Source organism: Nocardia jejuensis NBRC 103114 (genome assembly GCF_001613145.1).
GTDB classification, from domain to species: domain Bacteria; phylum Actinomycetota; class Actinomycetes; order Mycobacteriales; family Mycobacteriaceae; genus Nocardia; species Nocardia jejuensis.
In genome coordinates, this window is sequence record NZ_BDBU01000035.1 from 63,023 (window position 1) to 88,863 (window position 25,841).

25 protein-coding genes are annotated in these 25,841 nt (G+C 68.1%); 6 read left to right on the forward strand and 19 right to left on the reverse strand.

Going from position 1 to position 25,841, the window contains the following annotated elements:
- Nucleotides 1-260 precede the first annotated feature (260 nt).
- The 9 genes from NJ1_RS26610 to NJ1_RS26650 all read right to left on the reverse strand — a co-directional run bounded on the left by NJ1_RS26610 (nucleotide 261) and on the right by NJ1_RS26650 (nucleotide 8,815).
- Nucleotides 261-1,262 carry an ROK family glucokinase gene (locus NJ1_RS26610; protein WP_067699201.1) on the reverse strand — a complete coding sequence of 334 codons (1,002 nt, stop codon included), beginning with the start codon at nucleotides 1,260-1,262 and terminating at the stop codon, nucleotides 261-263.
- On the reverse strand, nucleotides 1,259-2,422 hold the full coding sequence (locus NJ1_RS40675) for a hypothetical protein (protein ID WP_245717594.1): 1,164 nt from the start codon (nucleotides 2,420-2,422) through the stop codon (nucleotides 1,259-1,261). Before NJ1_RS40675 ends, NJ1_RS26610 begins: the two co-directional genes overlap by 4 nt.
- A complete protein-coding gene (locus NJ1_RS26620) occupies nucleotides 2,419-3,690 on the reverse strand; it encodes an ArsA family ATPase (RefSeq protein ID WP_067699203.1) in 1,272 nt (423 codons plus the stop codon). Before NJ1_RS26620 ends, NJ1_RS40675 begins: the two co-directional genes overlap by 4 nt.
- A 38-nt stretch (nucleotides 3,691-3,728) precedes the next feature.
- A complete protein-coding gene (locus NJ1_RS26625) occupies nucleotides 3,729-4,166 on the reverse strand; it encodes an SRPBCC family protein (protein WP_067699205.1) in 438 nt (145 codons plus the stop codon).
- A gap of 20 nt (nucleotides 4,167-4,186) precedes the next feature.
- Nucleotides 4,187-4,573, reverse strand: a complete 387-nt coding sequence (locus NJ1_RS26630) for a polyketide cyclase / dehydrase and lipid transport (protein WP_067699208.1) — start codon at nucleotides 4,571-4,573, stop codon at nucleotides 4,187-4,189.
- 21 nt (nucleotides 4,574-4,594) lie between these two features.
- Nucleotides 4,595-5,746 (reverse strand): glycosyltransferase family 4 protein, encoded by a 1,152-nt coding sequence (locus tag NJ1_RS26635; protein WP_067699210.1) that lies wholly within the window; start codon nucleotides 5,744-5,746, stop codon nucleotides 4,595-4,597.
- 104 nt (nucleotides 5,747-5,850) lie between these two features.
- Nucleotides 5,851-6,861, reverse strand: coding sequence for a hypothetical protein (locus tag NJ1_RS26640; protein WP_067699212.1), 1,011 nt, complete (start codon nucleotides 6,859-6,861; stop codon nucleotides 5,851-5,853).
- A 134-nt stretch (nucleotides 6,862-6,995) separates the two neighbouring features.
- On the reverse strand, nucleotides 6,996-8,069 hold the full coding sequence (locus NJ1_RS26645) for an NlpC/P60 family protein (protein ID WP_067699358.1): 1,074 nt from the start codon (nucleotides 8,067-8,069) through the stop codon (nucleotides 6,996-6,998).
- A 152-nt stretch (nucleotides 8,070-8,221) separates the two neighbouring features.
- Nucleotides 8,222-8,815, reverse strand: coding sequence for a C40 family peptidase (locus NJ1_RS26650; RefSeq protein ID WP_067699214.1), 594 nt, complete (start codon nucleotides 8,813-8,815; stop codon nucleotides 8,222-8,224).
- Nucleotides 8,816-9,435: 620 nt separating this feature from the next.
- Here NJ1_RS26650 and NJ1_RS26655 point away from each other — a divergent pair.
- Complete coding sequence (locus NJ1_RS26655; protein ID WP_084478896.1) at nucleotides 9,436-11,283, forward strand: DEDD exonuclease domain-containing protein; 1,848 nt, start codon at nucleotides 9,436-9,438, stop codon at nucleotides 11,281-11,283.
- 159 nt (nucleotides 11,284-11,442) lie between these two features.
- On the opposite strand, the gene NJ1_RS26660 is transcribed toward NJ1_RS26655, so the two are convergent.
- From NJ1_RS26660 to ctaE, 5 genes are all read right to left on the reverse strand, one after another.
- A complete protein-coding gene (locus NJ1_RS26660; protein WP_067699215.1) occupies nucleotides 11,443-12,582 on the reverse strand; it encodes an epoxide hydrolase family protein in 1,140 nt (379 codons plus the stop codon).
- 156 nt (nucleotides 12,583-12,738) lie between these two features.
- Nucleotides 12,739-14,364 (reverse strand): cytochrome bc1 complex cytochrome b subunit, encoded by a 1,626-nt coding sequence (gene qcrB, locus NJ1_RS26665; protein ID WP_067699217.1) that lies wholly within the window; start codon nucleotides 14,362-14,364, stop codon nucleotides 12,739-12,741.
- The gene (gene qcrA, locus NJ1_RS26670) at nucleotides 14,361-15,515 is read right to left on the reverse strand and encodes a cytochrome bc1 complex Rieske iron-sulfur subunit (protein WP_067699219.1); all 1,155 of its coding nucleotides are present in this window, start codon (nucleotides 15,513-15,515) and stop codon (nucleotides 14,361-14,363) included. Before qcrA ends, qcrB begins: the two co-directional genes overlap by 4 nt.
- 73 nt (nucleotides 15,516-15,588) lie before the next feature.
- On the reverse strand, nucleotides 15,589-16,458 hold the full coding sequence (gene qcrC, locus NJ1_RS26675) for a cytochrome bc1 complex diheme cytochrome c subunit (RefSeq protein ID WP_067699221.1): 870 nt from the start codon (nucleotides 16,456-16,458) through the stop codon (nucleotides 15,589-15,591).
- Nucleotides 16,459-16,546: 88 nt separating this feature from the next.
- On the reverse strand, nucleotides 16,547-17,158 hold the full coding sequence (gene ctaE / locus NJ1_RS26680) for an aa3-type cytochrome oxidase subunit III (protein WP_067699223.1): 612 nt from the start codon (nucleotides 17,156-17,158) through the stop codon (nucleotides 16,547-16,549).
- A 156-nt stretch (nucleotides 17,159-17,314) separates the two neighbouring features.
- Between ctaE and NJ1_RS26685 the strand changes: the two genes are divergently transcribed.
- Together NJ1_RS26685 and trpD are read left to right on the forward strand one after the other, a co-directional pair.
- On the forward strand, nucleotides 17,315-17,752 hold the full coding sequence (locus NJ1_RS26685) for a hypothetical protein (RefSeq protein ID WP_067699225.1): 438 nt from the start codon (nucleotides 17,315-17,317) through the stop codon (nucleotides 17,750-17,752).
- A gap of 70 nt (nucleotides 17,753-17,822) precedes the next feature.
- A complete protein-coding gene (gene trpD, locus NJ1_RS26690; protein ID WP_067699360.1) occupies nucleotides 17,823-18,878 on the forward strand; it encodes an anthranilate phosphoribosyltransferase in 1,056 nt (351 codons plus the stop codon).
- Between the two features lie 255 nt (nucleotides 18,879-19,133).
- Here the strand turns inward: trpD and NJ1_RS26695 are convergent, their stop codons facing one another.
- Together NJ1_RS26695 and NJ1_RS26700 are read right to left on the reverse strand one after the other, a co-directional pair.
- Nucleotides 19,134-19,409, reverse strand: coding sequence for an Lrp/AsnC family transcriptional regulator (locus NJ1_RS26695; protein ID WP_067699227.1), 276 nt, complete (start codon nucleotides 19,407-19,409; stop codon nucleotides 19,134-19,136).
- Between the two features lie 46 nt (nucleotides 19,410-19,455).
- On the reverse strand, nucleotides 19,456-19,923 hold the full coding sequence (locus NJ1_RS26700) for a carboxymuconolactone decarboxylase family protein (RefSeq protein WP_067699229.1): 468 nt from the start codon (nucleotides 19,921-19,923) through the stop codon (nucleotides 19,456-19,458).
- Nucleotides 19,924-20,168: 245 nt separating this feature from the next.
- Here NJ1_RS26700 and NJ1_RS26705 point away from each other — a divergent pair, with 245 nt between their 5' ends.
- Nucleotides 20,169-21,002 carry a YdcF family protein gene (locus NJ1_RS26705; protein WP_245717595.1) on the forward strand — a complete coding sequence of 278 codons (834 nt, stop codon included), beginning with the start codon at nucleotides 20,169-20,171 and terminating at the stop codon, nucleotides 21,000-21,002.
- 79 nt (nucleotides 21,003-21,081) lie between these two features.
- Here the strand turns inward: NJ1_RS26705 and NJ1_RS26710 are convergent, their stop codons facing one another.
- Genes NJ1_RS26710 through NJ1_RS26720 form a run of 3 tightly spaced genes read right to left on the reverse strand, consistent with a single transcriptional unit; the run spans nucleotide 21,082 to nucleotide 23,504 of the window.
- Complete coding sequence (locus NJ1_RS26710; RefSeq protein ID WP_067699231.1) at nucleotides 21,082-21,534, reverse strand: MaoC family dehydratase; 453 nt, start codon at nucleotides 21,532-21,534, stop codon at nucleotides 21,082-21,084.
- 26 nt (nucleotides 21,535-21,560) lie between these two features.
- Nucleotides 21,561-22,310 (reverse strand): 3-oxoacyl-ACP reductase FabG, encoded by a 750-nt coding sequence (gene fabG / locus NJ1_RS26715; protein WP_067699233.1) that lies wholly within the window; start codon nucleotides 22,308-22,310, stop codon nucleotides 21,561-21,563.
- Between the two features lie 42 nt (nucleotides 22,311-22,352).
- Nucleotides 22,353-23,504 (reverse strand): acyl-CoA dehydrogenase family protein, encoded by a 1,152-nt coding sequence (locus NJ1_RS26720; protein WP_067699235.1) that lies wholly within the window; start codon nucleotides 23,502-23,504, stop codon nucleotides 22,353-22,355.
- Between the two features lie 128 nt (nucleotides 23,505-23,632).
- Between NJ1_RS26720 and NJ1_RS26725 the strand changes: the two genes are divergently transcribed.
- Together NJ1_RS26725 and NJ1_RS26730 are read left to right on the forward strand one after the other, a co-directional pair.
- Nucleotides 23,633-24,277 carry a TetR/AcrR family transcriptional regulator gene (locus tag NJ1_RS26725; protein WP_067699237.1) on the forward strand — a complete coding sequence of 215 codons (645 nt, stop codon included), beginning with the start codon at nucleotides 23,633-23,635 and terminating at the stop codon, nucleotides 24,275-24,277.
- A 190-nt stretch (nucleotides 24,278-24,467) separates the two neighbouring features.
- Nucleotides 24,468-25,838 (forward strand): DoxX family protein, encoded by a 1,371-nt coding sequence (locus tag NJ1_RS26730; protein WP_157574222.1) that lies wholly within the window; start codon nucleotides 24,468-24,470, stop codon nucleotides 25,836-25,838.
- Nucleotides 25,839-25,841 lie beyond the last annotated feature (3 nt).

The window sequence follows — 25,841 nt, forward strand, 5'->3', positions numbered from 1 at the left end:
TGAGACCTGCTGGTGACCAACCGCCGCCCGCCTGATCTGTCCGGTTTATCCAGCTTTTACGTCACGGAATCAACGCTGGCCAAGATCATCGACATTCCTGTGAGGGCTGTGACGGTTCACGAGCCACTCATAGGAAGGCCTACCCACCATTTGTGAACGATCACCCGATCTCGGGAATCGCACGAAATCACCGTGCGAGTATGCCTCCGGTCGCGATGGCGGAGGGCGGTTTTCGAGACGGGAACCGCGACACGCTCTTCTCAGCGGCCGGGGCTGACCGGCATGGCGTCCTGCGGCACTTCCAGGGCCGCGCGGGCGAGCTCGGCCGCGCCGATCATCCCGGCGGCCTCACCCAGTTGCGCGGTGCGGATGCGCGCGAGGCGACGATGCCGCGCACCGGTGATCGAGGCGGAGTAGTGCTCCCGCGCCTCGTCCAGGAACAGCCCCGCCGAACTGCTGACGCCGCCCGCCACCACGATGAGATCCGGGTCGAACAGGTCGCTCACGAAGGCCAGGCCGAGCCCGAGCCAGCGCGCGAACTCCGCCATCACCTCGACCGCGACCGGATCACCGTCCTGCGCCGCACCCGCGACGCGGCGGCCGGTGAGCGAGCCCGGATCGCGCAGCGCATCGCGGGCCAGCACCTTGGAACGTTGCGGATCGGTGGCGAGCAACTCGAGCGCGGTGTCCACCAGAGCCGTTCCGCTGCAATACCTTTCCCAGCAGCCGCGCTTGCCGCAGGGGCAGGCGCGACCGTTCGGCACCACCTGCAGATGACCGAGTTCGGGCGCGACGCCGTAGCTGCCCCGGTAGAGCTGACCGCCCGTCAGCAGCGCCGCGCCGATCCCGGTGCCGATCGCGACGAGCACGACATTGCGACCCCCGGCCGCCGCGCCGAAACGGTACTCGGCCCACAGCGCGGCATTCGCGTCGTGCTCCAGGATCACCGGCAGGCCCAGACGATCGGTGAGACGCTGCGCGACCGGCGCGTCCTCCCACGGCAGATGCGGAGCGAACCGCACCGTCGCCCGGTCCTCGTCGACGAAACCGGCCACCGCCAGTCCGACCCCGCTGATCGGGTGCCGCCCGCACAATTCCCGCACCACCCGCGCGAGCCCGTCCTCCAGGGACCGGGCCGAGCGCGGGGTGGAGGCGGTCACGGTATCGAGGACCTCGCCCTCACCGTCGACCACCGACGCACGAATGTTCGTGCCGCCCACATCGATTCCGACTGTCAGAGGCACGTCAGCACCGCCCGTCATGCCTTGATGGTGACGTTGATGGGGATATACCCGGGCTTGACCACACCCCGGGCGGGCTTACCACCGCGACCGGCACGCGAGGCGGCAGCGGCTTCCGGTCCGCTCTGCCTGTCCGATCGCGATCCGGCGCGCCCGGAAGTTCCGGGCGGCGGCGGAGCGGGTACATCGGCCACGGGTCCGCCGATCGGCGGACCGAAAGGCTGAGCCGCCGGGCGGCCCGGCTCGGAAGCGGCCGAATCATCGAAGGGCCCGGCATCGGACGCGTGCCCGGTCGAACGGCCTCGGGCTCCGAAGAACCCGGCGCGGCCGGACGATTTCGGCCGGGCGGCATCACCCACCTGGTCGGACGACTCGGAACCCGATCCCGCACCCGAGTCGTTCACGCCCGCGTCGTCGCCCGCGCGATCCGCCGAGCCGGGGCCCGACGGGCCGGAAGCCGGGTCCCGCGCGGCGCCCGGACCGCGGCCGAGCGGGTCCTCCTGCTCGGTGGCGCCGAAGTGGCGGTGGGTCTGGGACGCACCCGCGGTCCCGCGGCCCTGGGCACCGGCGACGAAGCGCGCGATCAAGGCGCTGAGACCGGCAGCGACGCTGGAGGTCTGGGCCGCGCCGCCGGCGAATTGCTCACCGCGCGACTCGAAGTCCGCAGACTCCGACTCCGGTGCACCTTCCGGCGGCGAGTGCCCGTCCCGTTCGTCGTTCCAGTCCTCGCCGCTCGCCGCGGTACTGCCCTCGCGACTCGCCGCGGTGCCGTCCTCGCGGCTCGCCGCGGTGCCGTCCTCGCGGCTCGCCGCGGTGCTTCCGTAGCCGTACGAATTGTGCAGCCACGCATGGTATTCCGCCGAGTCCGGATCCAGGTCCGGTGGAATCACCGGGGCGACCGGCACTCCGGCGAGCGCCTCGCGCAGCACCGTGACGATGGCGGTGCCGTGATCGGCGATCGCCGCGACCACATCGTGGTGTTCACCGCGCACGATGGCCGCGGCCGCGCAGACCGGGCACCAGCTGCAGTTGTTCCATTCGGCGCGACCGTCGGAGGCGGTGCGGCGCAACACCGGTTCGACGCGCTCGAGTACGGCCTCCGCGAGCAGGCGCAGTTCCTCGGCGAATTCGCCCAGATTGTCGTCGGGGTGGCCGAAGGGAGGCTGATGGGAACTGGTCATTGCGGCCAGACCTGCGGGTCGGGCCGGAATCGGATCACCAATTGCTCGCCGTCGAGTTCGGCGGCATCGACCGTGCACCGCCGCAATACCGGCGCCAGCCGCAAGCGCCGCCTGACCCCGTCCGCTCCCACGATCAAATCGTCCTCCACTCGTCCCAGCTGCAGGGTCGACGGATCGACCACGGGCAGATGCATCCGCATGGCGAAAACGGAATGCACGCCGGCCCCGGACTCGAGCCGCACCATCGGCCCGGACGAGGTGGGCAGCACACCGTCCGCATCTGTGCCAAGCATAAGTACCGGACCCGATCCGACCCAGTCACCACTCGCATCGACGGCATAGGACAGTGCCGACAGCGAGCTCAAACCCACCGGCTCGGGTCCGGCGTGCCCGACGACCTGCACGGAAATACCGCGCATGCGCTTGCGTAGTTCGGCGATCACGTCGATCTGTTCCCCGCGCCGGTTGAAATACCACTGCACCGCGGGATGCGGCGCCTGCCCGTCGCCATACCCCGGATCGGGCGGCGGAACCTCCGGCAGCACCTTGTTCACCAGGATCGCGCTCAGGCGCAGCCCGAGCAACGCGGCCGCCGACCGCACCCGCGCGGATTCGGCGATGGCGACGTGTTCGGCGGCCGTGACCAGGCGGGCGCTGGTGCGGGCGGTGTCCGCGAGCAGATCACGTGCCTCGGTCACGGTGTCCACGATCTGCTCCACCGCGACCGACAGCACCGCGCGGCGCAGATCGATGCCCACCGACAGCGCGCGGGTGTGCGCGGGCCAGACCCGCTCCAGGTAGCCGAGCAGAGTGTCCGGCGCGGTGATGATGCGCAGCATGTCCGCCGAGGGCGGGCAGTCCACCACGATCACGTCCCAGCGCGAATCCTTGGTGAACTGCGTGATCTCCAGCAGCGCGAGCAGCTCCTGCACCCCGGGCAGGCCGGTCAGTTCGGCGGGATCCAGTGCGCCCAGGTCGATTCCGTGCTCCTGACCGGCGCCGGACACCATGAGCAGCACCTGCCGGAACCGATCCTCCAGCAGCGCAAGCGAATCCACCTCGATCACATCGAGTCCGGTCTGCACCGAGGCGACCTCGGGCACCGCGCCCGCCGCGCGCCGGAACCGGAATCCCAGTGCGTCACCGAGCGAATGCGCCTGATCCAGCGAGGCCAGCAGAACCCGCTGCCCCGAGCGCGCGTACGCGATGGCCGTCGCGCACGCCAGAGTCGTCTTCCCCACCCCGCCCTTGCCGATGAACAACTCCACCCGGGTGGAGGGCCGCGGCGGTTCGGAACCGCTCGCGGTCAGCCTTCGACCCGTTTCTTGAGTTCCTTCAACGCGGTGTCGGTGATGACCTTCTCGGCCTTGCGCTTGAACATGCCGATCATCGGAATGTTCAGGTCCACCGTCAGTTCGTAGACGACCTGGGTGCCGCCGTCGGGCAGCGCGATCAGTTCGTAGGTGCCGTCCTGCGCCTTCTGCAGGTCACCCGAGACCAGGGTCCAGCTCACGGCCTTGCCGTCGGGACGCCAGGTGTAGGACAGCGTGTAGGTGTCCTTCACGACGCCCGCGTCGAGCACGAAGCGGGCGTTGCGAGCCCGTCCGTCGGGGAATTTGTCCAGGACTTCGACCGAGCGGGCCGCGGCGACCCATTCCGGATACGACTCCACGTCGGCGATGACGGCCATCACTCGATCCGAGGGGGCGTCGATCACGATCGACCGTTGAGTGCGATCGGCCATGGGTGACAACGCTTCCTTTCCTAGAGTGCGGCAGGTGCGACGCCGGCTTTGCGGCCGGCTTCGAGGCGGGCCTTGATCTCGAAGGCCATCTTCTTGCCCGCGACGCGCCGGGTGCGGTTGGCGGCCATCAGGTCGCGCACCGACATGCGTTCGAGGCCCTTCGGTTCGGCGTGCATGAAGTAGTGCAGGATGACCCCGTCCAGCATCGGTTCCAGCCAGACCTCCATGGTGCCGGTCGAGGCACCGCTGATGGTCCAGCGAATTCCCTTGTCGGCCCGGTCTTCCCGCACGTCGAGGGACAGATCCGGCCACCACCGGCGCCAGCGGGCACGATCAGCCAGCACCTCGGCCACGGCCGTGCCCGGCGCGGCGACGAAGGTCTGGTCGGCAACCTGGATACTGCTCACGCGGCTGAGCCTAGCTCAGAGTCAGCTGTGGCTCGTTTCCACGTTGGCATCGAGCAGTTCCCGCAGGCGCGCGCCCATGAGATCCCAGCGCCACTGGTGCTGTACCCAGGACCGACCGGCCGCTCCCATGGCTGCGGCGGCATCGCGATCGGACAGGATCGAGACGATCGCGTCGGTGATGGACGCGGTGGAACGGCCGTTCACCACCCGGCCGGTCTCCCCTTCGCGCACCGTCTCGGGCGCGCCACCCGAATCGCCCGCGACGACCGGGACGCCCGAGGCCGACGCCTCCAGGAACACGATGCCCAGACCCTCGACATCCAGGCCGAATCCCCGGGTGCGGCACGGCATGGCGAAGACGTCGGCGAGCGTGTGGTGCGCGGCCAGCTCGCTCGCGGGCACCCGGCCGGTGAACACGACGTGCTGCTCGACCTCCAGGGACTGGGCGAGCTGGCGTAGCTTCTGCTCGTACGGGCCGCCGCCCGCGATGACCAGCGTCGCGCCGTCGATCTTCTCGCGAATTCCCTTCAGCGCCACGATGAGTGCGTCCTGGCCCTTGCGCGGGACCAGGCGCGACAGGCACAGGATGGTGGGCCGGTCACCGAGGCCGTAGCGGGTGCGCAGTTCCGCGCGCGCGGCCGGATCGGGTGTGAACACCTCCGAATCGACGGCGGGCGGCAGATATTCGAGCGCGGCCTGCGCGCCGAAGGCCGAGGCGAACCGGCCCCGGGTGTACTTGCTGACATAGGTCACCACGTCGGTGCTGTCACCGATCACCCGCAGGGCTTGGCGCGAGCCGGGCAGCATGGACCAGCCGACCTCGTGACCGTGTGTGGAGGCGATGATCCGCTCGGCTCCGGCCTTGCGCAGCTTGGGCGACATGAGCGCCAGTGGCGCCGCGGCCCCGAACCAGACCCGATCGCACTGTTCATCACGCAGCAGTTTGGCCGCGCGCCGCAGCACCAGCGGGGTGGGCAGCATGAGCGTGGTGGGATGGCGGACCACCTGGAAGGGCTGTTCCGCATCGAATTTCCAGTGGCTGTCGCCGCGCCAGCGCGGGGCGTAGACCACCAGTTCGTCCGGCGGCAGCTGCAGCGCCAGAGCATGCAGATAGGACTGGATACCACCCGGTCGTGGCGGGAAATCGTTGGTAACCAGCAGCGTTCGCCCCATGCGGTAAACCTATCGCACCGGCTCCCGGCCAGCTGTTCGCCCCGAAACCTCGCACCAGCGAAGTCGGCGTGGCGCGGACCGGGTCGGATCGGCGGGAGTCGCGCTCAGATGCCCTCGGCCGCGCGGGAGCCGATCCAGACCCGCCATCGGGCGATCAGGTCCGGATACTCCGCGTTCAGGGCGGTGCGGACGATGCCCTCCACCGCGGCGCGATCCTTCGGACCGCTCGCCATCAGGCGGTAGAGGTTCACCAGAGCCGGGTCGCCGTATTGATCGGCCAGGAAAGCGCATGCGGCCCAGGCCTGTTCGTACGCGTACGCGGCCTGGCCGCCGGCGGGGTCGAACAGGGCGTCCGCCGGGAAGTCCGCCGGAAGATCACCGGCGCGGGCGCGCGTGGTCAGGGTCGGGGCGACCTCGGCGAACGGCCGCTGCATGCCGCGATGGGCGGCGTACTCGGCGAAACCCTCGAGCATCCACTGTGGAGAACCGTCGACGGTGACCGCGCGGGTGGCCACATGGGTGAGTTCGTGACGCAGGACCGCGCGCATGCCGTCCGGGCCCAGGCGCTGCCCGGCCTCCGAGCCGAACACGACCCGCTGGCCGGTGGGGCGCGCACCGGGATGGAAGGCATCGGACACCGTCGCGGCCGCCACTTCGGCGGGAACGAGACCGGTGGAATTGGTCAGGGCGGCGAATTCGGCTGGGCTGGAAGCGACCACGACCACCGGAGCCTGGGACCAGTCGGTACCCCAGAGCGCGCTGACCGCGAGCGTGGCGGCGGCGAGTTCGCCCGAGAGCAGCTCCACGTCGCTCACGCGGCCGGGATGACCGAGCACGATGCCGATGCGGCCCGCGCCGGTGGAGACCGGTTCGGCGACGATCTTGCCGTAGGAATCCATGATCCGGCGAAGTCCCGGCAACTGCGGATCGGACGCCGACGCGAGGGCGCTGTCGGACCCCGGAACCACCGCCCGGATCTTGGGCAGCACCGAGTTCGGCAGCATGAGCAGCGCACCGCAGGCGGCGGTCAGCGTGGTCACCATGACCAGGGTGAGGACGAATTGGAAGCGGCGACGAGCCGCCAGCCAGCCGCGCATCCGGACCAGTCCGCTCATCGCGATCCCGCCGGGCGGGATAGGAGTCCCTGGGACATGCCCCAGCACCCTACGTGGTCGGGACCGCGGCCTTTCGCAGGTCCCCGGTGGTTCCGCACGCCGACTTCGTCGAGTTCAGCCATGCCGGAGGCCGGTCAGAACCGACGAGCGGAATTGAACGGGGAGGAACCCATGGGCGCGACCTGCACCGGGATGCCGAAGGTGGAGGCGTGCAGCATCAGACCGTTGCCCGCGTAGATGCCGACGTGCGAGATATCGGAGTAGAAGAACACCACATCGCCGGGCTGCAGATCCTTCTCCGCCACCGGGGTGCCGTACGTGGACTGCTGCTGGCTGGTGCGCGGGACGTTCTTGCCGACCTGATGGAACGCCCACTGCACCAGACCCGAGCAGTCGAACTGGTCGGGACCGACCGCGCCCCACACGTACGGTGCGCCGACGCGGGTGAGCCCGGCGGCGAGCGCGCTCGTGCCGCTGCCGGGAACCAGGCCCTGCAGCAGGGTGTCGCGATTGAAGCCGGGCGGGAACATGGAGCCGGCCAGAGCGGACTTGTCTCCGGCGGACAGCTGGCCCCAGGCGGCGATGACGCCCGCCATCGCGCCCTGCAGCGCCGAACGCTTGGTCTCGAGATCCGTGCGGACCGAGTTCGCCTTGTCGCTGGCCGAGCGCGCGACGTCGGCGGCGGTGCGGGCGGCGGTCTCGGCGGCGGTGGCCGCGTCGCTGACCGTCTTGTACTGGCTCAGTTGATCATTGGTGCGGGTGCCGACCAGATCCACGATGGACATCTGATCGAGCAGCTGCTGCGGCGAGCTACTCACCAGCAGCGAGGTGAGGCGGTTGGTGCGACTGCCCAGCAGAGCCGAACTGGCGGCGCGGTCGATGACCGGCTGGAAGCGCTTGATCTCCGAGCGGGCTCCGTCGAGCACGGCGGCCGCGTCGGCCGCCTTGCGATCGGCGGAGTCCGCCACGGCGACCTTGGCGTCGAGGTCAGATTGGGCGTCGAGGGCCTGCTGGTTGAGCTGTTCGGACTCCCGCGACAGGTCGATCAGCCGCTGCACTGCTTCCCCAGCAGTGGCCGGTGCTGCGGCCGGATCGGCTGTCGCGGGTCCGACCCCGCAGGTACCGATGACTATGGCTCCGACCGTGAGCGCGCCGCCCACGATTCGCGTCGTGCGGTTGTCCCGCTTATGCGCTGCCGTCGTTGCCATGCGGTTCATTCACCACTGCCCGTTCTCTTACCCCGGTTGGAAAAGAAGGTCTCGATAAGATTACGAAACGGCGACCGCTCGTGTCCAGTAGGACACGGAATCATTACGGTCGCCGCTTCGTTCGCAGGTCAGAGACCTGCGTTTCGGGAACTTCAGGGACGCACAGCGCCTGCGAACGGCATCGAGGAGATCGGCGCGACCTTCACGGGCTGGCCGGAGGTCGAGGCGTGCACGACATTTCCGTCGCCGATGTACATGCCGGAGTGGCTGCCGCCGTAGAAGGACACGACGTCGCCGGGCTCGAGCTGGTCCATCGACACCGGGGTGCCGGCGTTCGCCTGGTCGTAGCTGGTGCGGGGCAGGCTCACACCGGCCTGCGCGTAGGACCACTGCATCAGGCCGGAGCAGTCGAAGGCGTTCGGGCCCGAGGCGCCGTACACGTACGGGTCGCCGACGCGGCTCAGCGCGGCGTCGACGGCCTGCTGGTGCACGTTGTTCTGCGGGGCGGCGGGTGCCGGGGCGGGCACCTCGACGCCGGGGATCGCCGGAATCTGAATCGGGATCGAGGTCGGCGCACCGGGAATCCCGGCGGGGATCTGAATCGCATCCGGCACGTCGAAGGTTCCGACGCCGGGGACGGTCACCGGCTGCGCCGACGCGGGAGTGGCGGGCAGCAGCAGCGCACTCAGCGTGGCAGCGCCGACGGCGCCGGCCGAGATGGCCCGCTTGACGGTGTTTGTCGCCATGGTGAGGTACTTCCAATCTGCCCCGCGACGCCGCACCGGTTTGGTGCGTCGGACTCCGCGAGGTCTCAGGAAGATTACGAGCCGATAACGGTGGTTTGTAAAGCCGCGACCAACGCGGCATGGCCGGAAATTGTTACGCGGCGACATTTCGGTGCGACTAACGTCACAGCAATCACGAAACGATAACAGCGCCCGATTCGCCGGGAGCTTCCCGGCGGCTACCCGCCAGTAGCAAACGGGCCGCGAAGGCCGCCCCCGCCTGGGCGAATTGCACATAACACCTGGTCGACACCATCCTCGGCGACCTGGGCCGGAGCACGGGTCGCCACCGACACGCCCAACCGCCCGAGAGCTTGACAGCACACGGCAACAGCCCGCCCGAACTGATCAAGCGCCCTGCCCGAATTGATTCATTTTATGAATCACTGTGACCCTGGTCACATTCTTGCATATCCGCGCAATTCGGAGATTTCATCTCGAGAATCTCGATTCGATATACGGACATTTCCCCAGGTCGATATTCCACATCGGCATATCAAGTTTCCGTGTCGTGACCGGGAGAGCGTCGCGGCGGTCCGATCCGGCCGTCTTGTCGGACCCCCGCCCTACGCTTGCAGGCCGTGCCCCACCAGTTGGCCTTCGACGAGCTCGAAACCCCGCTCTACGACACGACATTCGTGGTCGTCGACCTCGAAACCACCGGGACCAGCCCCGATGGCGACTCCATCACCGAGATCGGCGCGGTCAAGGTGCGCGGCGGGGAGGTGCTCGGCGAGTTCGCGACGTTGATCAACCCGGGCCGGGCCATCCCGCCACAGATCGTGCAGATCACCGGGATCACCACCGCCATGCTGGTGGACGCTCCGAATATCGAGGCGGTCCTGCCCGGATTCCTGGAGTTCGCCGCCGGGGCGGTGCTGGTCGCGCACAACGCCCGATTCGATACCGGGTTCCTGCGCGCGGCCGCGGCCCGGTGCGAGACCGCGTGGCCCGCTTTCCAGGTGCTGTGCACGGTGCAGCTGGCGCGGCGGGTGCTCACCCGCGACGAAGCGCCCTCGGTGAAGCTCGAGATGCTGGCGCAGATCCTCGGCTCGGAGACCCGGCCCACGCACCGCGCGCTGGACGACGCCCGCGCGACGGTGGACGTCCTGCACGCGCTCATCGCCCGGGTCGGCAATCAGGGCGTGCACAGTCTCACCGAGCTGCTGGACTATCTGCCCGAGGTGACCCGCCGCCAACGCGCCAAACGGGTTATCGCGACCGATCTTCCGGCCACTCCCGGCGTGTATCTGTTCCGGGGCCCCTCCGATGAAGTCCTATATATAGGAACCGCGGTGAATCTTCGCCGCCGCGTTCGCAACTACTTCACCGGATCGGACACCCGTCCCCGCATCCGCGAGATGGTGCAGCTGGCCACCCGGGTCGATCACGTCGAGTGCGCGCACGGGCTGGAAGCCGGTGTGCGCGAACTGCGTCTGCTGCTCGCGCACACCCCGCCGTACAACCGCCGCTCGAAGTTCCCGCAGCGCGCCTGGTGGCTCACCCTCACCGACGAGCCCTTCCCCCGTTTCACCGTCTCCCGCTCACCGACCCGAGATGCCCTGGGCCCCTTCACCTCCCGCGCCGACGCCCTCGAGGTGGCGGCCACCGTCGCCGAGACCGCGGGCCTGCGCACCTGCACGACCCGCATCCCCCGATCCGGCCGCCACGAATGCCCGCCGGCCATCGTCGGAGGTTGCCCCGCGAGCACTCACAACGCACCCCTATATATAGAGGAGTACGAACCGGTCCCCACGGCCGTGCGCGCCCTCTTCTCCGGCGAGAGCGACGCCCTGCTGCACGAGATTCGAGACAAACTCGAAACACTCTCCACCGCAGAGCATTTCGAAGCCGCCGCCCGCCTGCGCGACCGCACCCTCACCGTCATCAAGGCGCTGCGCCGCACTCAGCGCCTCACCGCCCTGGCCCGCATCCCCGAACTCGTCGCCGCCCACCCCGACGGCGCGGGCGGCTGGGAGTTCGCGATCATCCGCCACGCCCGCCTCGCCGCCGCCGGCACCGCCCGCCGCGGCACCTCCCCCATGCTCGTCGTCGAGCACCTGGTCGCCGCCGCCGAAACGGTGATCCCGACCCCCGTCCCCCACTCCCCGTCCACAGCGAACAACCCCACCCCGGCGAACGCCCCCTCCTATCCCCCACTGCGAGGAGCCCTCCCGGAAGAGGCCTCCCTCCTGACCCGCTGGCTCGAACAACCCGGCACCCGAATAGTCCGCACCACCGACGGCTACGCCGAACCCCGCCTCAGCGCCGGCTCCTGGCTCGCCTGGGCCGCCCGCGCCGAAGCCGCCGCCGCGGTCACAGAACCGAGCACCCCAGAGAGGCCGGGGCCCGTAGTTCTGCCCACCTCAGCGATAACGGATCATGTCGAACCCGTTGTGGGATCCGATATGAACGGAACCGCCCCGTAATGAGCAAGGAATGGTGTGCGGCGATACCCGGAGTACGAGTACCGACGCCACCACGGCGAGTTGGATTTCGGCTCATTCCCCCGGGACGGGCCGCGGCCGGCGCATGGCGGGTGTGGTCCCCACCGATGTTCCCGCTTGCTCCGGTGAGAGGTAGACCGCTCAACCCAACTGCGCGAAGAACTTCCGGATATCCGCGACCAGCACCTGCGGCGCCTCGTGCGCCGCGTAGTGCCCCGCCGCATCGTTCGCCCCGCCTCCGGTCACCCCGATGTCGTACGAGTTCCAGCTCACGATGTTCTTGTGATCCCGCTCGGCGAACCGCCGGATGGACTGGAAGTCACCCTTGAACATGGCCAGTCCGGTCGGCACGGTGGTCGGCTCGCTCGGGTGCTCGGTGGCGTGCGCGTCCTCGTAGTAGAACCGGGTCGAGGATCCGGCGGTCCCGGTGAGCCAGTACAGCGCGACGTTGCCGATGACGAACTCGTCGTCCAGGCTCTCGCCCATCAGCTGCACGTTCCAGCCGAGCAGCCCCAGCGGCGAGTCGCTCAGCGCGTAGGCGATGGTCTGCGGCTGCTGGCTCAGGAAGGTGTTGAACGCCATCTTGTTCTCGTGGAACCACTGCAGGTGCCCCAGCGCCGCCATGTCCTCCCCCGACATGCCCTCGAATTCGGCCGGGTCGCCGGACGGGAACGAGAACAGCTGCGTCACATGGACTCCCGCGACCCGATCCGGGGCGATGCGCCCGAGTTCGGGGGCGATCATGGAGCCGGCGTCGTTGCCGATGGCGCCGTAGCGCTCGTAGCCGAGCAGGCTCATCAGCTCCGCCCAGGCGCGGGCGGTGCGGTAGCGGTTCCAGCCGGTGCTGCGGGTCGGGCCGGAGAAGCCGAAGCCCGGCAGCGACGGGATGACCAGGTGGAAGGCGGGCTGATCGGCGGATTCGGGTTCGGTGAGCGCCTCGATGACGTCCAGGAACTCCAGCACCGAGCCGGGCCAGCCGTGGGTGAGCACCACCGGCAGCGCGTCCTCCCGCGAGGATCGCACGTGCAGGAAGTGGATGTCCTCCCCGTCGATCTCGGCGGTGAACTGCGGGTAGGCGTTGAGCTTGGCTTCCAGTGCCCGCCAGTCGAATTCGTTCAGCCAGTACTCCGCGAGGGCCCGCACCCGATCGCCGGGAACGCCGTACGAGTCACCGACCCCGGCCAGCTCGTTCGGGTAGAGCGCCTTGCGCAGCCGCTCGGCCAGATCGTCGAGCTGCGCCTGCGGAACGTCGATGAGGAAGGGGCGGACGGTGGCGTTCATGAGATTCTCCCTGTTGGAACGGAATGTTTTGTTCTGTTCAAAGAGTAGCAGAATGATCCGTTCCGTTTCAACCCCTGCGCGCAGAAAACCCGAACCCCCTCGAACACAAGAAGGCCCCGAGTCGAAAACGACTCGGGGCCTTCCGGTTGTTCACCCTCAGTGGCTGGAGTTCTCCGAGCCACGGGCTTCGTTCTGAGCGCTTTCCAGCGCCTTCAGCATGTCGTGCTCTTCCTTGTGCGCGAGTTCGGCGTTCTGCTCGATCTCGTTGTGCGGGTCGGCCCGCAGGAAGGAACCCGTACCGGGCTTGCCGGCCAGACCCAGCTTGGACATCTTCTTGGGCACCGGGGCGCCCTGATACTCCAGCGGGATCGGGTGGCCGTGCGAATCGACCGGTCCCAGCGGCTGGTGGATCTCGATGTACTCACCGTGCGGCAGGCGCTTGATGACACCGGTCTCGATGCCGTGCTCGAGCACCGCGCGGTCGCTGCGCTGCAGACCCAGGCAGAACCGGTACGCCGCGAAGTACGCGAGCGGCGGCAGCACCAGCAGGCCGATGCGGAAGATCCAGGTGGTGGCGTTCAACGAGATGTTGAACTTCAGCGCCAGGATGTCGTTCACACAGGCCAGGGTCAGCACCAGGTAGAAGGCGATGGACATGGCGCCGATGGCGGTACGGACCGGCACGTCGCGAGGACGCTGCAGGATGTTGTGCCGCGCGGTGTCGCCGGTGAGGCGCTTCTCGATCCAGGGGTAGATCACCAGGACGGTGAACACCAGACCCATGATGAGCGCGACCCAGAACGCGGCCGGAACCGTGTGACCCCAGAAGTAGAGCTCCCACGGCGGCATGAGGCGGGCCATGCCATCGGTCCACATCATGTAGAAGTCCGGCTGCGAACCCGCGGAGACCTGAGACGGGTTGTACGGACCCAGGTTCCAGATCGGGTTGATCTGCAGCACGCCACCCATGAGGGCGACCACGCCGAGCGTGAAGGCGAAGAACGCGCCCTGATCCGAGGCGAACACCGGCACGATGCGCGCGCCGACGACGTTCTTCTCGGTGCGGCCCGGTCCGGGGAACTGGGTGTGCTTCTGGTACCAGACCAGCGCGACGTGCGCACCGATCAGCGCCAGGATGATGCCCGGAAGCAGCAGCACGTGCGCGATGTACAGGCGCGGGATGATGATCGTGCCCGGGAAGTCACCGGCGAAGATCAGCCAGTGCAGCCAGGTGCCGATCACCGGCACGCCGATGGTGATGCCCGAGAACGCCGCGCGCAGACCGGTACCCGAGAGCAGGTCGTCCGGGAGCGAGTAGCCGAAGAAGCCCTCGAACATCGCCAGGATGAGCAGCAGCGAGCCGATCACCCAGTTCGCCTCACGCGGCTTGCGGAACGCGCCGGTGAAGAAGATGCGGAACAGGTGAATGATGATCGACGCCGCGAAGAGCAGTGCCGCCCAGTGGTGCACCTGACGGACGAACAGACCGCCGCGCACCTCGAAGGAGATGTTGAGCGAGGTCTCGTAGGCCCGCGACATGGTGACGCCGCGCAGCGGCTGGTACACGCCGTTGTAGACGGTCTCACTCATGGACGGATCGAAGAACAGCGTCAGGTACACACCCGACAGCAGCAGGATGATGAACGCGTAGAGCGCGACCTCACCCAGCAGGAACGACCAGTGGGTCGGGAAGACCTTGTTGATCGAGCGCTTGAGGAACGTAGCGCCGCGGTAGCGCTCGTCCAGTTCATTGGCCTGCGTGGCCGCTTTGCTAGGACTCATGAACGACGCTCCCAGAAGGCCGGTCCGAGGGGCTCGATGAAGTCGTGGACTGCGACCAGGTAGCCCTCGGAGTTGACGGTGATCGGCAGCTGCGGCAGCGCGCGGGCGGCGGGACCGAAGATCGGCTTACCCCACTCGGTCGCCGAGAACTGCGACTGATGGCAGGGGCAGAGGATCCGGTTGGTCTGCTGCTCGAACAGCGACGTGGGGCAGCCCAGGTGGGTGCAGATCTTCGAGTAGGCGAAGTAATCGCCGAAGTTGAAGCTCTCCTGGCCCTTGCGCTTGATGGCGCCTTCGGCGTCCTTGGTGCGCAGGCGAATCAGCATGACCGCGTTGCGGATACCGCGCAGAGACTGGAGGGTCTCGTGCTCGTCACCGCGCCATTCTTCCTTCCAGGGGAAGACGGTCTCCATCGCGCCGGCGTCCAGATCTTCCGGCTTGACCAGGACGATGTCCTCGGGGCGGCCGGTGTCGCGACGCAGGAAGATGGTCTGGCCCTCGTAGTCCGGGGTCCAGCCCGAGACCCACAGCGGCGACTTGTCGCCCTTGGCCCACGGGTTCTTGACCAGACCGCCGACGAAGACGAGCAGCGCGCCGACGCCGAGCACGCCCACGCCGAGGCCCGCGGTGCGGGTGATCAGCTTGCGGCGGCCGAGCGTGGAGGTGTCCAGCGCGTCGGTCAGCTCGGCGACCAGGGTCCGGCGATCGACCTCCGGGGACCGGCCGTCGTGGCGGTCCTGGATGGAGATCTCGGCCGGGATGAACTTCTTGCGGATCAGCACGACCGCGATGCCGATGGCCAGCACGGCGATGCCGAGCGTGATGCCGACCAGCGGGGTGTACAGCGAGTACGCGGCGTTGCCGTCCTGGTTGCGGCCCTTGTAGGTCCACGGCCAGAAAAGGAACACCCCGATCAGCGCGGCAGCGGCGATACCCGAGATGGCGAACCACATCGCGACCTGACGCTCGGCGCGCTTCTCGGCCCGGGTGCCCGGGACCGGCCAGCGCGGCGCGCGGTAGGCGACGTCGACGCCGTCCAACTTGGTGCCGAGGGCGACGAGCTCGTCCCGCGACATGGCGTCGAGTTGCTCGTCGGTGAGGTTTTCCCCGGTGGGGTTGTCCCCCATGCTGTTTCGCTCCTGTTCACTCATGACTGTATCCATTCGGTCATGAGGCCGAGCGCTACGTGGTTACGCTGCGCTGCCGCCTCCGCGCCTGACGACCTCATGACCGCGAGCCGATCCACATAGCCGATCCCACCAGCACCACGATGCCGATGATCCAGATCGCCAGGCCCTCGGTCGCGGGGCCGAAGCCGCCGAGGCCGTAGCCGCCCTCGGACTTGGTCTCCATGCGGTCCTTGATGTACGCGACGATGTCCTTCTTCTCCTCCGGCGAGAGCTGCCGGTCGGAGAACTTGGGCATGTTCTGCGGGCCGGTCAGCATCGCCAGGTACAGCTGCTGCTCACTGGCCTGATCCAGCGGGGGCGCGAACTTGCCCGAGGACAGCGCGCCACCCTTGCCGGTGAAGTTGTGGCAGGACGCGCAGTTCATGCGGAACAGCTCGCCACCGCGGCCGAGGTCGGCTCCCTCGATGATCGATTCCTGGGCGATCTCGCCGTCGGAGTCGCGCAGCACGGTCGGGCCGCCGCCGTTGGCCTGGATGTAGGCGCCGAGGGCGTCGGTCTGACGGGCGTCGAACTTCGGGGGCTTGCGCTGGATCTGCGCCTCGTTGCGGGCGGCGGGCATACGACCGGAGGAGACCTGGAAGTACACCGCGGCCTCGCCGACGCCGATGAGGCTCGGGCCGCGATCCGCGACACCCTGCAGGTTGGCACCGTGACAGGTGACGCAGGAGGTGTCGTAGATCTGCTTGCCCTCGCGGATCAGCGCGGAGGTGTCCTCGTGGGCGGTCGCGACCTGCGCCGTCGGAGTCAGGGCCGCAGCCGCGAAGCCGGCTCCGACGAGGCCCATCAGAAGAACCAGACCGCCGGCCAGGCGCCGACGCAGTCGACGCTGCTTGCGGGTCTTGGTGGCCTCGCCGATCCCGGAGCCGAGGCTCGGATCTGGCGCTGACGGGGGAGATGAACTCATCTGTGTCCCTTTGGAGTAGACGGAACCGACTTGTCGAAAAAGTTTCAGGCGCCTGCGGCCGGGGCTGTGGCCTGCGGGCTGGTCCGAACTAGCGGACGAAGTAGATCGTGGCGAAGAGCCCGATCCAGACGATGTCGACGAAGTGCCAGTAGTAGGAAACGACGATCGCCGCCGTGGCCTGCGCGGGCGTGAACTTACTGACCTTGGTGCGGATCAGCAGGAACACGAAGGCGATGAGACCGCCGATGACGTGCAGACCGTGGAAGCCGGTGGTGATGTAGAACACCGAGCCGTACACGGTGCTGGAGATCGTGGTGCCCTCTTCGACCAGGTGGAAGTACTCGTAGCCCTGACCGCCGACGAAGAACGCGCCCATGATCAGCGTGATCACATACCAGCGCCGCAGACCGAACACATCGCCGCGCTCGGCGGCGAAGACACCCATCTGGCAGGTGAAGGAGGAAGCGACCAGCACGGCCGTCACAGGCACGGCGAGCTTCAGGTTCAGCTCGGTCGGCTCCATCGGCCACTTGCCGTGCGCCTGCGCGCGAGCGACAAAGTACATAGCGAACAGGCCGGCGAAGAACATCAACTCACTGGAAAGCCAGATGATGGTACCGACGCTCACCATGTTGGGCCGATTCAGCGAATGCACACGCTGGGTAATGGCCGATCCTGGGGTCCCTACTGCGGTCGTCACGCCGGTAAGTATGACTTGTCGTAGTACGACAGGAGTAGCGGGGTACGAAACTTCGTCGTACGTGTCGGAAAGCGCAGCGCGAGCGAGCCTCTCGATGGGCGCTCGGCGTGTCACGTGGCAGCCTAGATTGACCAGGTAAGAGGAAGCTGAGCCCAGGTGAGGGGTAGTGCAGAGGTGAAACCATGGTGGCGGCGGCTGTTCGGGCCCGGCGCGGCAACGGAACTGGATCCCGCGCGCGCCGATCTGATCGTGGTGGCGTCGAGTTTCGATGACGCGGAAGCGTGTTCGGCCGCCCTCGGCAAGGCAATGGACTGGACGGCCGACCAATCCGTGCTGCTCCGGCATCATCTGCGCCTGCCCGCCGCGCAGGTGAATGCGGTGCAAGTCATTGCCGCGCAGGACGGCTATGAGACCGGTTCCCGGGACGAGGCCGATCCCGTGAACCTGATCCTGCAGCGCGTGCAGATACTGGACGCCCTGCATTGCTCACAGGAGCGCTCGCGCATGGCCGGGCTGGCCCAGCGCCACGAGGGCGACGCCCTGGGCTGGGAAGCGCTGCAACCGGCCCGGAATCGGCCGGAAGAAAAGAAATAGCCCCCGCGCACTAGGCTTGCGGCCAGAACACTGGTGCACGGAGTCCACCGGCGACGAACGGAAGAGCAAGATGAGCGCGCGCAGCTGGCGAGAAATCCTCGGCATCCTCACCGACGGCAACGATCTGTCCGTGGACGAGGCCGCGTGGGCCATGAACGAGATCTTCACCGACAGCGCCACCTCGGCCCAGATCGCGGCCTTCGGCGTGGCCATGAAGATGAAGGGCCCGACCCCCGGCGAGCTGACCGGCCTGGCGAAGGGGATGCTCTCGCACGCCCGCCTGGTCGAGTGGGACGGCGCGGCCGTGGACATCGTCGGCACCGGCGGCGACCGCTCGGGCACGGTGAACATTTCGACAATGTCCTCGATCGTGGTGGCGGCCAGCGGAATTCCGGTGGTCAAGCACGGCAATCGGGCCGCGTCCTCCAAGAGCGGCGGCGCGGACGTGCTCGAGGCGCTGGGCGTGAAGATCGCGCTCGGACCGGAGTCGGTCGCCGAATGCGTGCGCCGGGCCGGGATCGGATTCTGCTTCGCGCCGGTCTTCCATCCCTCGCTGCGCTTCGCGGGTCCCGCGCGCAGTGAGATCGGCATTCCGACGGTCTTCAATATCCTGGGCCCGCTGACCAATCCGGCACGGCCGGGGGCCGGGCTGATCGGATGCGCGTTCGCGGATCTGCTGCCGGTCATCGCGGGCGTGTTCGCCGATCGCGGCGCCTCGGCCCTGGTGGTGCGCGGCAACGACGGCCTGGACGAGATCACCACCGCCGACACCACCGACGTCTGGGTGGTCGCGGGCGGCCGTATGGCCGAAACCACCATCGACCCAACGAAACTCGGCATCGAGCGGGTCCCCCAGGAGGCCCTCAGGGGCGGCGACGCGGAGATGAACGCGGTCATCGCGCGCAACATGCTCGCGGGCGAATCGGGTCCGGTGCGCGATGCGGTGCTGCTGAATTCCGCGGCCGCGGTCGTGGCCTTCGAGCTCACCGGCGATCAGGTCGGCGACGATCTGCACGACAAGCTCGCGATCGCACTGGAGCGGGTGTCCGCGGCCGTCGACACCGGGGCTGCGGGAGCGTTGCTGGAGCGCTGGGTGACCGTCACCAACCAGCTCGGTTCGGACTGACCGACCATCTGCCGAGCGGCACGCAAGTCGCTTGATACCGACAATTCACCCATTGCGGGCGGCAGTGTGCCGATCGGCCGCGCAGGGGCGGCGTCACCGATGTGGTCGAGCCCGGCGCGTCCGTCGCACCTCTCGGCGCATCCATCGAAACCTGATCGAGGTCTTTCCCGCACGGCCGGATCAGGCATGGAGATCGCGAGGACCGTCGAGGCGCACCCGATTCGATGGTTCGCCCGGCGCGGGAGAACCCGGACCCTATTCGCCGATCGAGAATCCCGCCTCGACGTCTGCCTGCGAGTACGACTTGAACGCGATGTGGGTCGCGGTGCGCACCACCCCATCGGTCTTGTTGATGCGCCCGGTGACCACCTCGGCGATCCGCTCGTGATCGCGGACCCGCACCATGGCGATCAGGTCGACGTCGCCCGCGCAGGAGTACACCTCGGTGACGCCGTCGATGGCGGCCAGCGCCTGCGCGGTCTCGGGGATGCGGGCGGAGTCGGCGTGAACCAGCACGATCGCGGTAATCATGCGGCCAACTCTAGGTGATGGCTCACCCCGTCCGCCCTATCCCGGATCACCACTGACCGGGTACGTATTCCCCGCCGGTGGCCCCGGCGATGACATTGAGCCGGTTCCAGGCGTTGATGGTGGCGATCAGGGAGATGAGCGCGCCGATCTGCTCGTCGTCGTAGTGCTTGCGCACCTGTGACCAGGTGTCCTCGGAGACACCGGGATTGGCGTCGGCGAGGCGGGTGCCCTCTTCGGTCAGGGCCAGAGCCGCGCGTTCGGGGTCGGTGAAGACGGTGGATTCGTGCCAGGCCGCGACCATGGCCAGCCGGACCGGAGTCTCACCGGCGTGGGCGGCGTCCTTGGTGTGCATGTCCAGGCACATGCCGCAGCTGTTGATCTGCGAGGCGCGGATCTTGACCAGTTCCTGGGTGGTCTTGGGCAGGGAGGACTCGTCGATGACGCGGGCCGCGGTGTTCAGACGCTTGACGAACTTGGCGGCGACGTCGTTCTGGTGCAGGGCGAAGCGGGTCACTGTGCTGCTCTTTTCTGTGTCGGTGAGCTCGTTGGCGGGCTCTACGAAGATGACGACGTGGCCCGCGCGGGTGTGACACGGACGCGAGTGTGACGCCGCTCACCCGGCCGCCTAAGGCGACAACCCTGCCGACCGCGGATCTTGATTTCACGAATTCGCCTACCAGCAGCGGGATCTCGCGCGATCATGAAATCCAAGAATGTGAACCAGCCGGTAGTCACTATCGGGCTACCAAGGAGGTTGCGATGCTCTATCGCCTGCGCGCCCCCATTTCCGCAGTACGCCGAGGTACCACCGAATTCCTGGTGGGCGGCGACCGCAATCCCCTTCGATCCGGTAGACACCGGAAAGTAACCACCGCCGGTGGATGGCAGGGCGCGCTCGCCCTGCGCGGCGGTTCGGGCCGCCACCGCCGGGTCGTCCCCACCCCGCTGCGCACCGGCGCGGCCCGAGCCCTGATGGCCGGAGCCACCGCGACCGTGCTGGCCATGGCCGCGGCCCCGGCACACGCACAACCCGCTCCCCCGCAGATCGACGCGCTGCTCGGACTGCCGAGAGATGTGCTGGCGAACATCGGTTCGCTCGCGCCGTTCAGCCTGCCGGGCGTGGATCTGCCGGGCCTGGAACTGCCCGCGCTGTTCAGTCCGGCCACCGCGATCGTGGTGCTCGGCTACGGCCTGGAACCCGATGGGGAGATGCGTCCGGAGCTGGAGAACCGGCTCTACGCGGGCTACGTCTCGGCGCTGCTGTCGCCGGAGTCGCCGGTCATCGTAACCGGCGGCAATCCGCAGAACGGCGTGACCGAGGCGTCCGCGATGGCACAGTGGCTCATCGACCGGGGCATCTCGGCCGCGCGCGTTTTCGCTGAGACACAGGCGAATTCGACCGTGCAGAACGCGGCCTTCTCCGCTCAGCTGATGGAGACGATCGGGGCGCGAGCCGCGATCCTGATCACCTCGGCGGACCATATCGCCCGCGCGCTGAGCAACTTCCGCGCGGCCGGGATCGCGGTGGTGGCCACCATGACCCCGGATGTGGCACCGATGTCGGCGCAGCCGTTCGGACCGGGAATCCGCTAGCGGCAACAGCTTTCGTCGAGGAACCGAAAAACCCGGGCCCGCGGATCGATTCGATCCGCGGGCCCGGGTTTTCGCTGTCTCAGGCCAGATACCTGGCGATGCTCTCGGCCACGCACGCGGGCTTGGCCTCGCCGTCGATCTCGACCGTCACCGTGCGCGCGGCCTGCACGCCGCCCTTGATATCGGTGACCGCGTCCAGCGTGATGCGCCCGCGAATACGGCTGCCGACCGGAACCGGGTTGATGAACCGAACCTTGTCCAGCCCATAGTTGATCGCCATGCGCGCGGCGCTGACGGTCATGATCTGCCCCGTCATGGGGACGATCAGCGACAGCGTCAGAAACCCGTGCGCGATGGTGCGGCCGTACGGTCCCGCCGCCGCCCGTTCGGCGTCGACGTGGATCCACTGGTGGTCGTCGGTGGCGTCGGCGAAGGTGTCGATCCGCCGCTGATCGATGGTGATCCAGTCGCTGACGCCGATCTCGGTGCCGACCGCCGCGCGGAGCAGGTCGAAGTCCGTGAAGTCGATCATGCTGTGGCCCTTCCGTTCTCGGCCGTTCAGAGCTTGCGGCCGCCGTCGACGTAGATGGTCTGGCCGGTGACGAAGGAGGAGTCGGCCGAGCACAGGAACGAGACCACGTTCGCGATGTCCTCGGGCTTGCCGACCCGGCGCAGCGGGGTGATCTCCGCCGCCGCCTTGCGGAAGTCCTCCGGGTCCACACCGACGCGGGCGGCGGTGGCATCGGTCATATCGGTGACGATGAAGCCGGGCGCGACGGCATTGACATTGATGCCGTACGGGCCGAGTTCGATCGCGAGGGTGCGGGTGAAGCCCTGGATGCCCATCTTGGCGGCGGAGTAGTTGGCCTGGCCGCGGCTGCCCAGCGCGGACACGCTGGAGGTGTTCACGATCTTGCCGGACTTCTGCTTCACCATGTACCGCTGTGCGGCCCGGCTGCACAGGAACGCGCCACGCAGGTGCACCGACATGACGGTGTCCCAGTCCTCGACGGACATCTTGAACAGCAGGTTGTCCCGCAGCACGCCCGCGTTGTTGACCAGTGCGTCGATCGAACCCAGTTCCGCGGCAACACGTTCGAACGCCGCGTCCACCGAGGCTTCGTCGGAGACGTTGCAGCCCACCGCGATCGCCTGTCCGCCCGCGGCGGCGATGGCGTCCACGGCGGTCTTGCAGGCGGCCTCGTCGAGGTCCGCGATGGCGACGGTGAACCCGTCGGCGGCGAGGCGGGCGGCGGTGGCGGCGCCGATACCGCGGGCCGCACCGGTCACGAAGGCTACTTTCGACATTCGAATCTCCTTGTCAGAAGGGAGGCGTCAGAGGAAGGCGCGTCAGAGGAAGGCGTTGACGCCGGTGAGGGCGCGGCCGATGAGCAGTTTCTGAATCTGGCTGGTGCCCTCGTAGAGGGTCAGCACGCGTGCGTCGCGCAGGTATTTGGCCGCCGGGAACTCGTCGATGTAGCCGTAGCCGCCGAAGACCTGGATGGCATTGTTGGCGGCCTTCACCGCGGCCTCGCTGGCGAAGAGTTTCGCGACAGACGCCTCGGTGCCGAACGGCTTTCCGCGTTCGATCAGGTCCGCGACCCGCCAGGCCAGCAGCCGGGACGCCTCCACGTCCACCGCGATATCGGCCAGCAGTTCCTGCACCAGCTGATAGGAGGCGATCGGCTTGCCGAACTGTTCGCGCTCGCCCGCGTACTTCACCGCGGCCTCGAGGCAGCCGCGCGCGACGCCGACGCACCCGGCGGCAACGCCCATGCGCCCCTTGTCCAGGGCGGCCATGGCGATCTTGAAGCCCTGCCCGAGCTCCCCGAGCCGGGCGCTGTCGGGCACGCGCACGCCGTCGAGCACGAATTCGGCGGTCGCCTGCCCGCGCAGGCCGAGCTTGCCCTTGATCTCGGTCCGGGTGAACCCGGGCGTGTCGGTCGGCACCAGGAAGGCGGTGACGCCCCGGGGCCCGGCCTCGCCGGTGCGCGCGAAAATGATGGCGATATCGGCCCAGGTGCCGTTGGTGATGAAGATCTTGGTCCCGGACAGCAGCCAATCCTCGCCGTCCCGAACGGCTTTCGAGGTCAGGCTGCCCGCATCGGATCCGGTGCCGGGTTCGGTGAGGCCGAAGCAACCGATACCTTCCCCGGAACAGATGCGCGGCAACCACTCTCGCTTCTGCGCCTCGGTGCCGTAGGTCTTGATCGATTTGCCGACCAGCCCGAGCGACACCGAGACGATGCCGCGCACCGAACTGTCGCCCCGGCCGAGTTCCTCGAGCACCAGGCAGTAATCCAGGGCGGTGCCGCCGGAACCGCCGTACTCCTGCGGAATCTCGATGCCGAGGAACCCCATCTGCCCGAGCTTGCCGACGATGGCGGTATCGACCGATTCGGCGCGATCCCACTCGGCGGCATACGGCACGACTTCCTTGTCCACCCACTCGCGGGCGAGTTCGCGCAGTGCGCGCTGATCGTCGCCGAGTTCGAAATCCATGGTGCGATGGCTCCTAACCAAACGTTGTTAGGTTTCTGCCCCCGACGGTATCCTAACGCTGTTCGGTTTCTCAAGAGCCCGGTGATACCTTCGACGATCACCCGCAAGAGCAGCGAAGGCGAGGGGATATGGCCAGGCCGAAAGTGCCGCTGCTGAGCCGCGAACGCATCGCCGACGCCGCGCTCGCGCTGATCGACCGCGACGGGCTTACCGAACTGTCCATGCGCAAACTGGCCGCCGAACTCGGCGTGCAGGCCGCCTCCCTCTACGGCCACTATCCGACCAAGGACGAGGTCCTCGACGACATCGCCCGGGGTGTCATGGCCAGGGTGGACACCTCGGCCTTCGAATCCGGCGACTGGCTCGCGGGCCTGACCGGCTGGGCCCGCTCGTACCGCGCGGCCCTGGTCCGCCACCCCAATTTCGTCCCCTACCTCGCGTCGGGCCCCGGCACCCGCGAGGAGAACCTCCGCGCCGCCGACGCCGTCCACGGCGGCCTGGTCAGCGCGGGCTGGCCGCCGCGCGAGGCCACCATGATCGGCGCGGCCACCCGGTACCTGGTCATGGGCTCGACCATGGGCTCGTTCTCGCGAGGCTTCGAGGACGACGCGCAGGTCTACCGAGACCGCTACCCCCACCTGGACCAGGCCCACCTCCTGCGCGCCAAGGCCGACGAAATCGACACCGAGAGTTTCGAACTCGCCCTCACCGCCTTCACCGACGGCCTCCGGCTGCGCTACGAACGTCTCTCCCCCACTCACGTCGCACACTAGAGCCTCAGCGCCTGGAACCTCAGCGCCTGGAACCTCAGCGCCGGTCCGGTGGTCGGCGACGACGATCCAGGGGCACGATTTCTGGGGGCAGCGGGGGTCGGGGCAAGGGTTTTGACGGATACCACCTGCTCGGACGCTGCCATAACGTCTCGCCCGCAAGAACATTGGCCGGGTTGCGGGGAGGATCGACGTGGTTGCACAGTTGCCGGCCGAGGTGGTCGACGAGGGCGCGGAGCACGCGCCGATCCAGCGATGGCATTCTCGTTCGCGGGTGGTGTTCCGGTTCGGATTCGTGTTCGTCGGCATCGGGATGGCCGGAGTGTGGCTGGCCCACGCGCTGCTGCGGTCCTTCGGGGTGCCGCAGGACGCGGTGGCCGAGTTCGCGAAGTGGACGTCTCTGCATCCGCTGACCGACCGGGTCGGCGCCCAGCTCTTCGACACCACCGTCGACTACACGCCGACCGCCAGTGGTGACACCGCCACCCAATGGATTTCGCTGTTCACGCTGACGATCGTCGCGATCGTGGCCACCGCCGTCTGGTCGGCGCTGGATCGGGATCGCCCGAACTACGTCCGGCTCCACGGGTGGTTCCGACTGCTGTTGCGCGCGAGCCTGATCAGCGCCCTGCTGCTGTACGGGATGATCAAGCTGCTGCCGTCGCAGATGACGTTCAGCCTGGAGCGGCTGGTGGAGCCGTTCGGCGATATGAGCCCGATGGCCGTGCTGTGGGCGCAGACGGCGGCGTCGGAACCGTACGAGATCGCCCTGGGCGCAGCGGAAATCACCGCCGCGCTCCTGCTTGTGCTGCCGCGCACGGCCGGGCTGGGCGCGGTGCTCGCCTTCATCGCCACCCTGCAGGTGGCACTGCTGAACCTCACCTACGACGTTCCGGTGAAGATCTTCTCCCTCCAACTCCTCACCTACGCAACGATTCTGGCCGCTCCCGATATCGTCCGAATCGTTCGCGCGCTACTCGGCCAGGCGGTCCCCACCCGGGCTCCGAGCCGCCTGCTCGACAGCCCGCGCGGAAACCGGCTGCTACTGATCGCGCAGGTGACGTTCGGAGTGTGGTTGCTGTTCACCGCCGCCACCGAGGGGTACGACGGCTACCGCACGCACGGCAACGGCCGGGAACAGTCCCCGCTGTACGGCATCTGGAACGTCACCGAATACACCGTCGCGGGCCGGCAGCTCCCCCCGCTGGTCGATTACGCCGATCATCCGAACCCGACCCGATCGCTCACCGCCACAGACCGTTTCCAGCGCGTCATCTTCGACATCCCGATCGGCATCACCGCGCAGCGCATGGACGACTCGCTGCTGTCCTTCCCCGCCGCCGTCGACACCGACGCGCACACGATCACGATCTCCAAGGATCTCGAACACCGGTGGAAGATAGCCACTTTCACCTACACCGAGCCCGAAGCGGACCGCCTCGTCCTGGACGGCCAACTGGCGGGCAGCCCGGTCCACATGCAACTGGACCGGGTGGACCTGGACCGCTACCCCGTGGTGTCCCGAGGTTTCCACTGGGTCCAGGCAGCACCCTATTTCCGCTAGAGC

What these genes read in the sequence shown, in the direction of transcription:
- NJ1_RS26610 (WP_067699201.1), bottom strand. Translation starts at nt 1,262, where the DNA reads ATGACGGGCGGTGCTGACGTGCCTCTGACAGTCGGAATCGATGTGGGC.
- NJ1_RS40675 (WP_245717594.1), bottom strand. Translation starts at nt 2,422, where the DNA reads ATGACCAGTTCCCATCAGCCTCCCTTCGGCCACCCCGACGACAATCTG.
- NJ1_RS26625 (WP_067699205.1), bottom strand. Translation starts at nt 4,166, where the DNA reads ATGGCCGATCGCACTCAACGGTCGATCGTGATCGACGCCCCCTCGGAT.
- NJ1_RS26635 (WP_067699210.1), bottom strand. Translation starts at nt 5,746, where the DNA reads ATGGGGCGAACGCTGCTGGTTACCAACGATTTCCCGCCACGACCGGGT.
- NJ1_RS26640 (WP_067699212.1), bottom strand. Translation starts at nt 6,861, where the DNA reads ATGAGCGGACTGGTCCGGATGCGCGGCTGGCTGGCGGCTCGTCGCCGC.
- NJ1_RS26645 (WP_067699358.1), bottom strand. Translation starts at nt 8,069, where the DNA reads ATGGCAACGACGGCAGCGCATAAGCGGGACAACCGCACGACGCGAATC.
- NJ1_RS26650 (WP_067699214.1), bottom strand. Translation starts at nt 8,815, where the DNA reads ATGGCGACAAACACCGTCAAGCGGGCCATCTCGGCCGGCGCCGTCGGC.
- NJ1_RS26660 (WP_067699215.1), bottom strand. Translation starts at nt 12,582, where the DNA reads ATGAACGCCACCGTCCGCCCCTTCCTCATCGACGTTCCGCAGGCGCAG.
- qcrB (WP_067699217.1), bottom strand. Translation starts at nt 14,364, where the DNA reads ATGAGTCCTAGCAAAGCGGCCACGCAGGCCAATGAACTGGACGAGCGC.
- qcrA (WP_067699219.1), bottom strand. Translation starts at nt 15,515, where the DNA reads ATGAGTGAACAGGAGCGAAACAGCATGGGGGACAACCCCACCGGGGAA.
- qcrC (WP_067699221.1), bottom strand. Translation starts at nt 16,458, where the DNA reads ATGAGTTCATCTCCCCCGTCAGCGCCAGATCCGAGCCTCGGCTCCGGG.
- trpD (WP_067699360.1), top strand. Translation starts at nt 17,823, where the DNA reads ATGAGCGCGCGCAGCTGGCGAGAAATCCTCGGCATCCTCACCGACGGC.
- NJ1_RS26695 (WP_067699227.1), bottom strand. Translation starts at nt 19,409, where the DNA reads ATGATTACCGCGATCGTGCTGGTTCACGCCGACTCCGCCCGCATCCCC.
- NJ1_RS26705 (WP_245717595.1), top strand. Translation starts at nt 20,169, where the DNA reads ATGCTCTATCGCCTGCGCGCCCCCATTTCCGCAGTACGCCGAGGTACC.
- NJ1_RS26710 (WP_067699231.1), bottom strand. Translation starts at nt 21,534, where the DNA reads ATGATCGACTTCACGGACTTCGACCTGCTCCGCGCGGCGGTCGGCACC.
- fabG (WP_067699233.1), bottom strand. Translation starts at nt 22,310, where the DNA reads ATGTCGAAAGTAGCCTTCGTGACCGGTGCGGCCCGCGGTATCGGCGCC.
- NJ1_RS26720 (WP_067699235.1), bottom strand. Translation starts at nt 23,504, where the DNA reads ATGGATTTCGAACTCGGCGACGATCAGCGCGCACTGCGCGAACTCGCC.
- NJ1_RS26725 (WP_067699237.1), top strand. Translation starts at nt 23,633, where the DNA reads ATGGCCAGGCCGAAAGTGCCGCTGCTGAGCCGCGAACGCATCGCCGAC.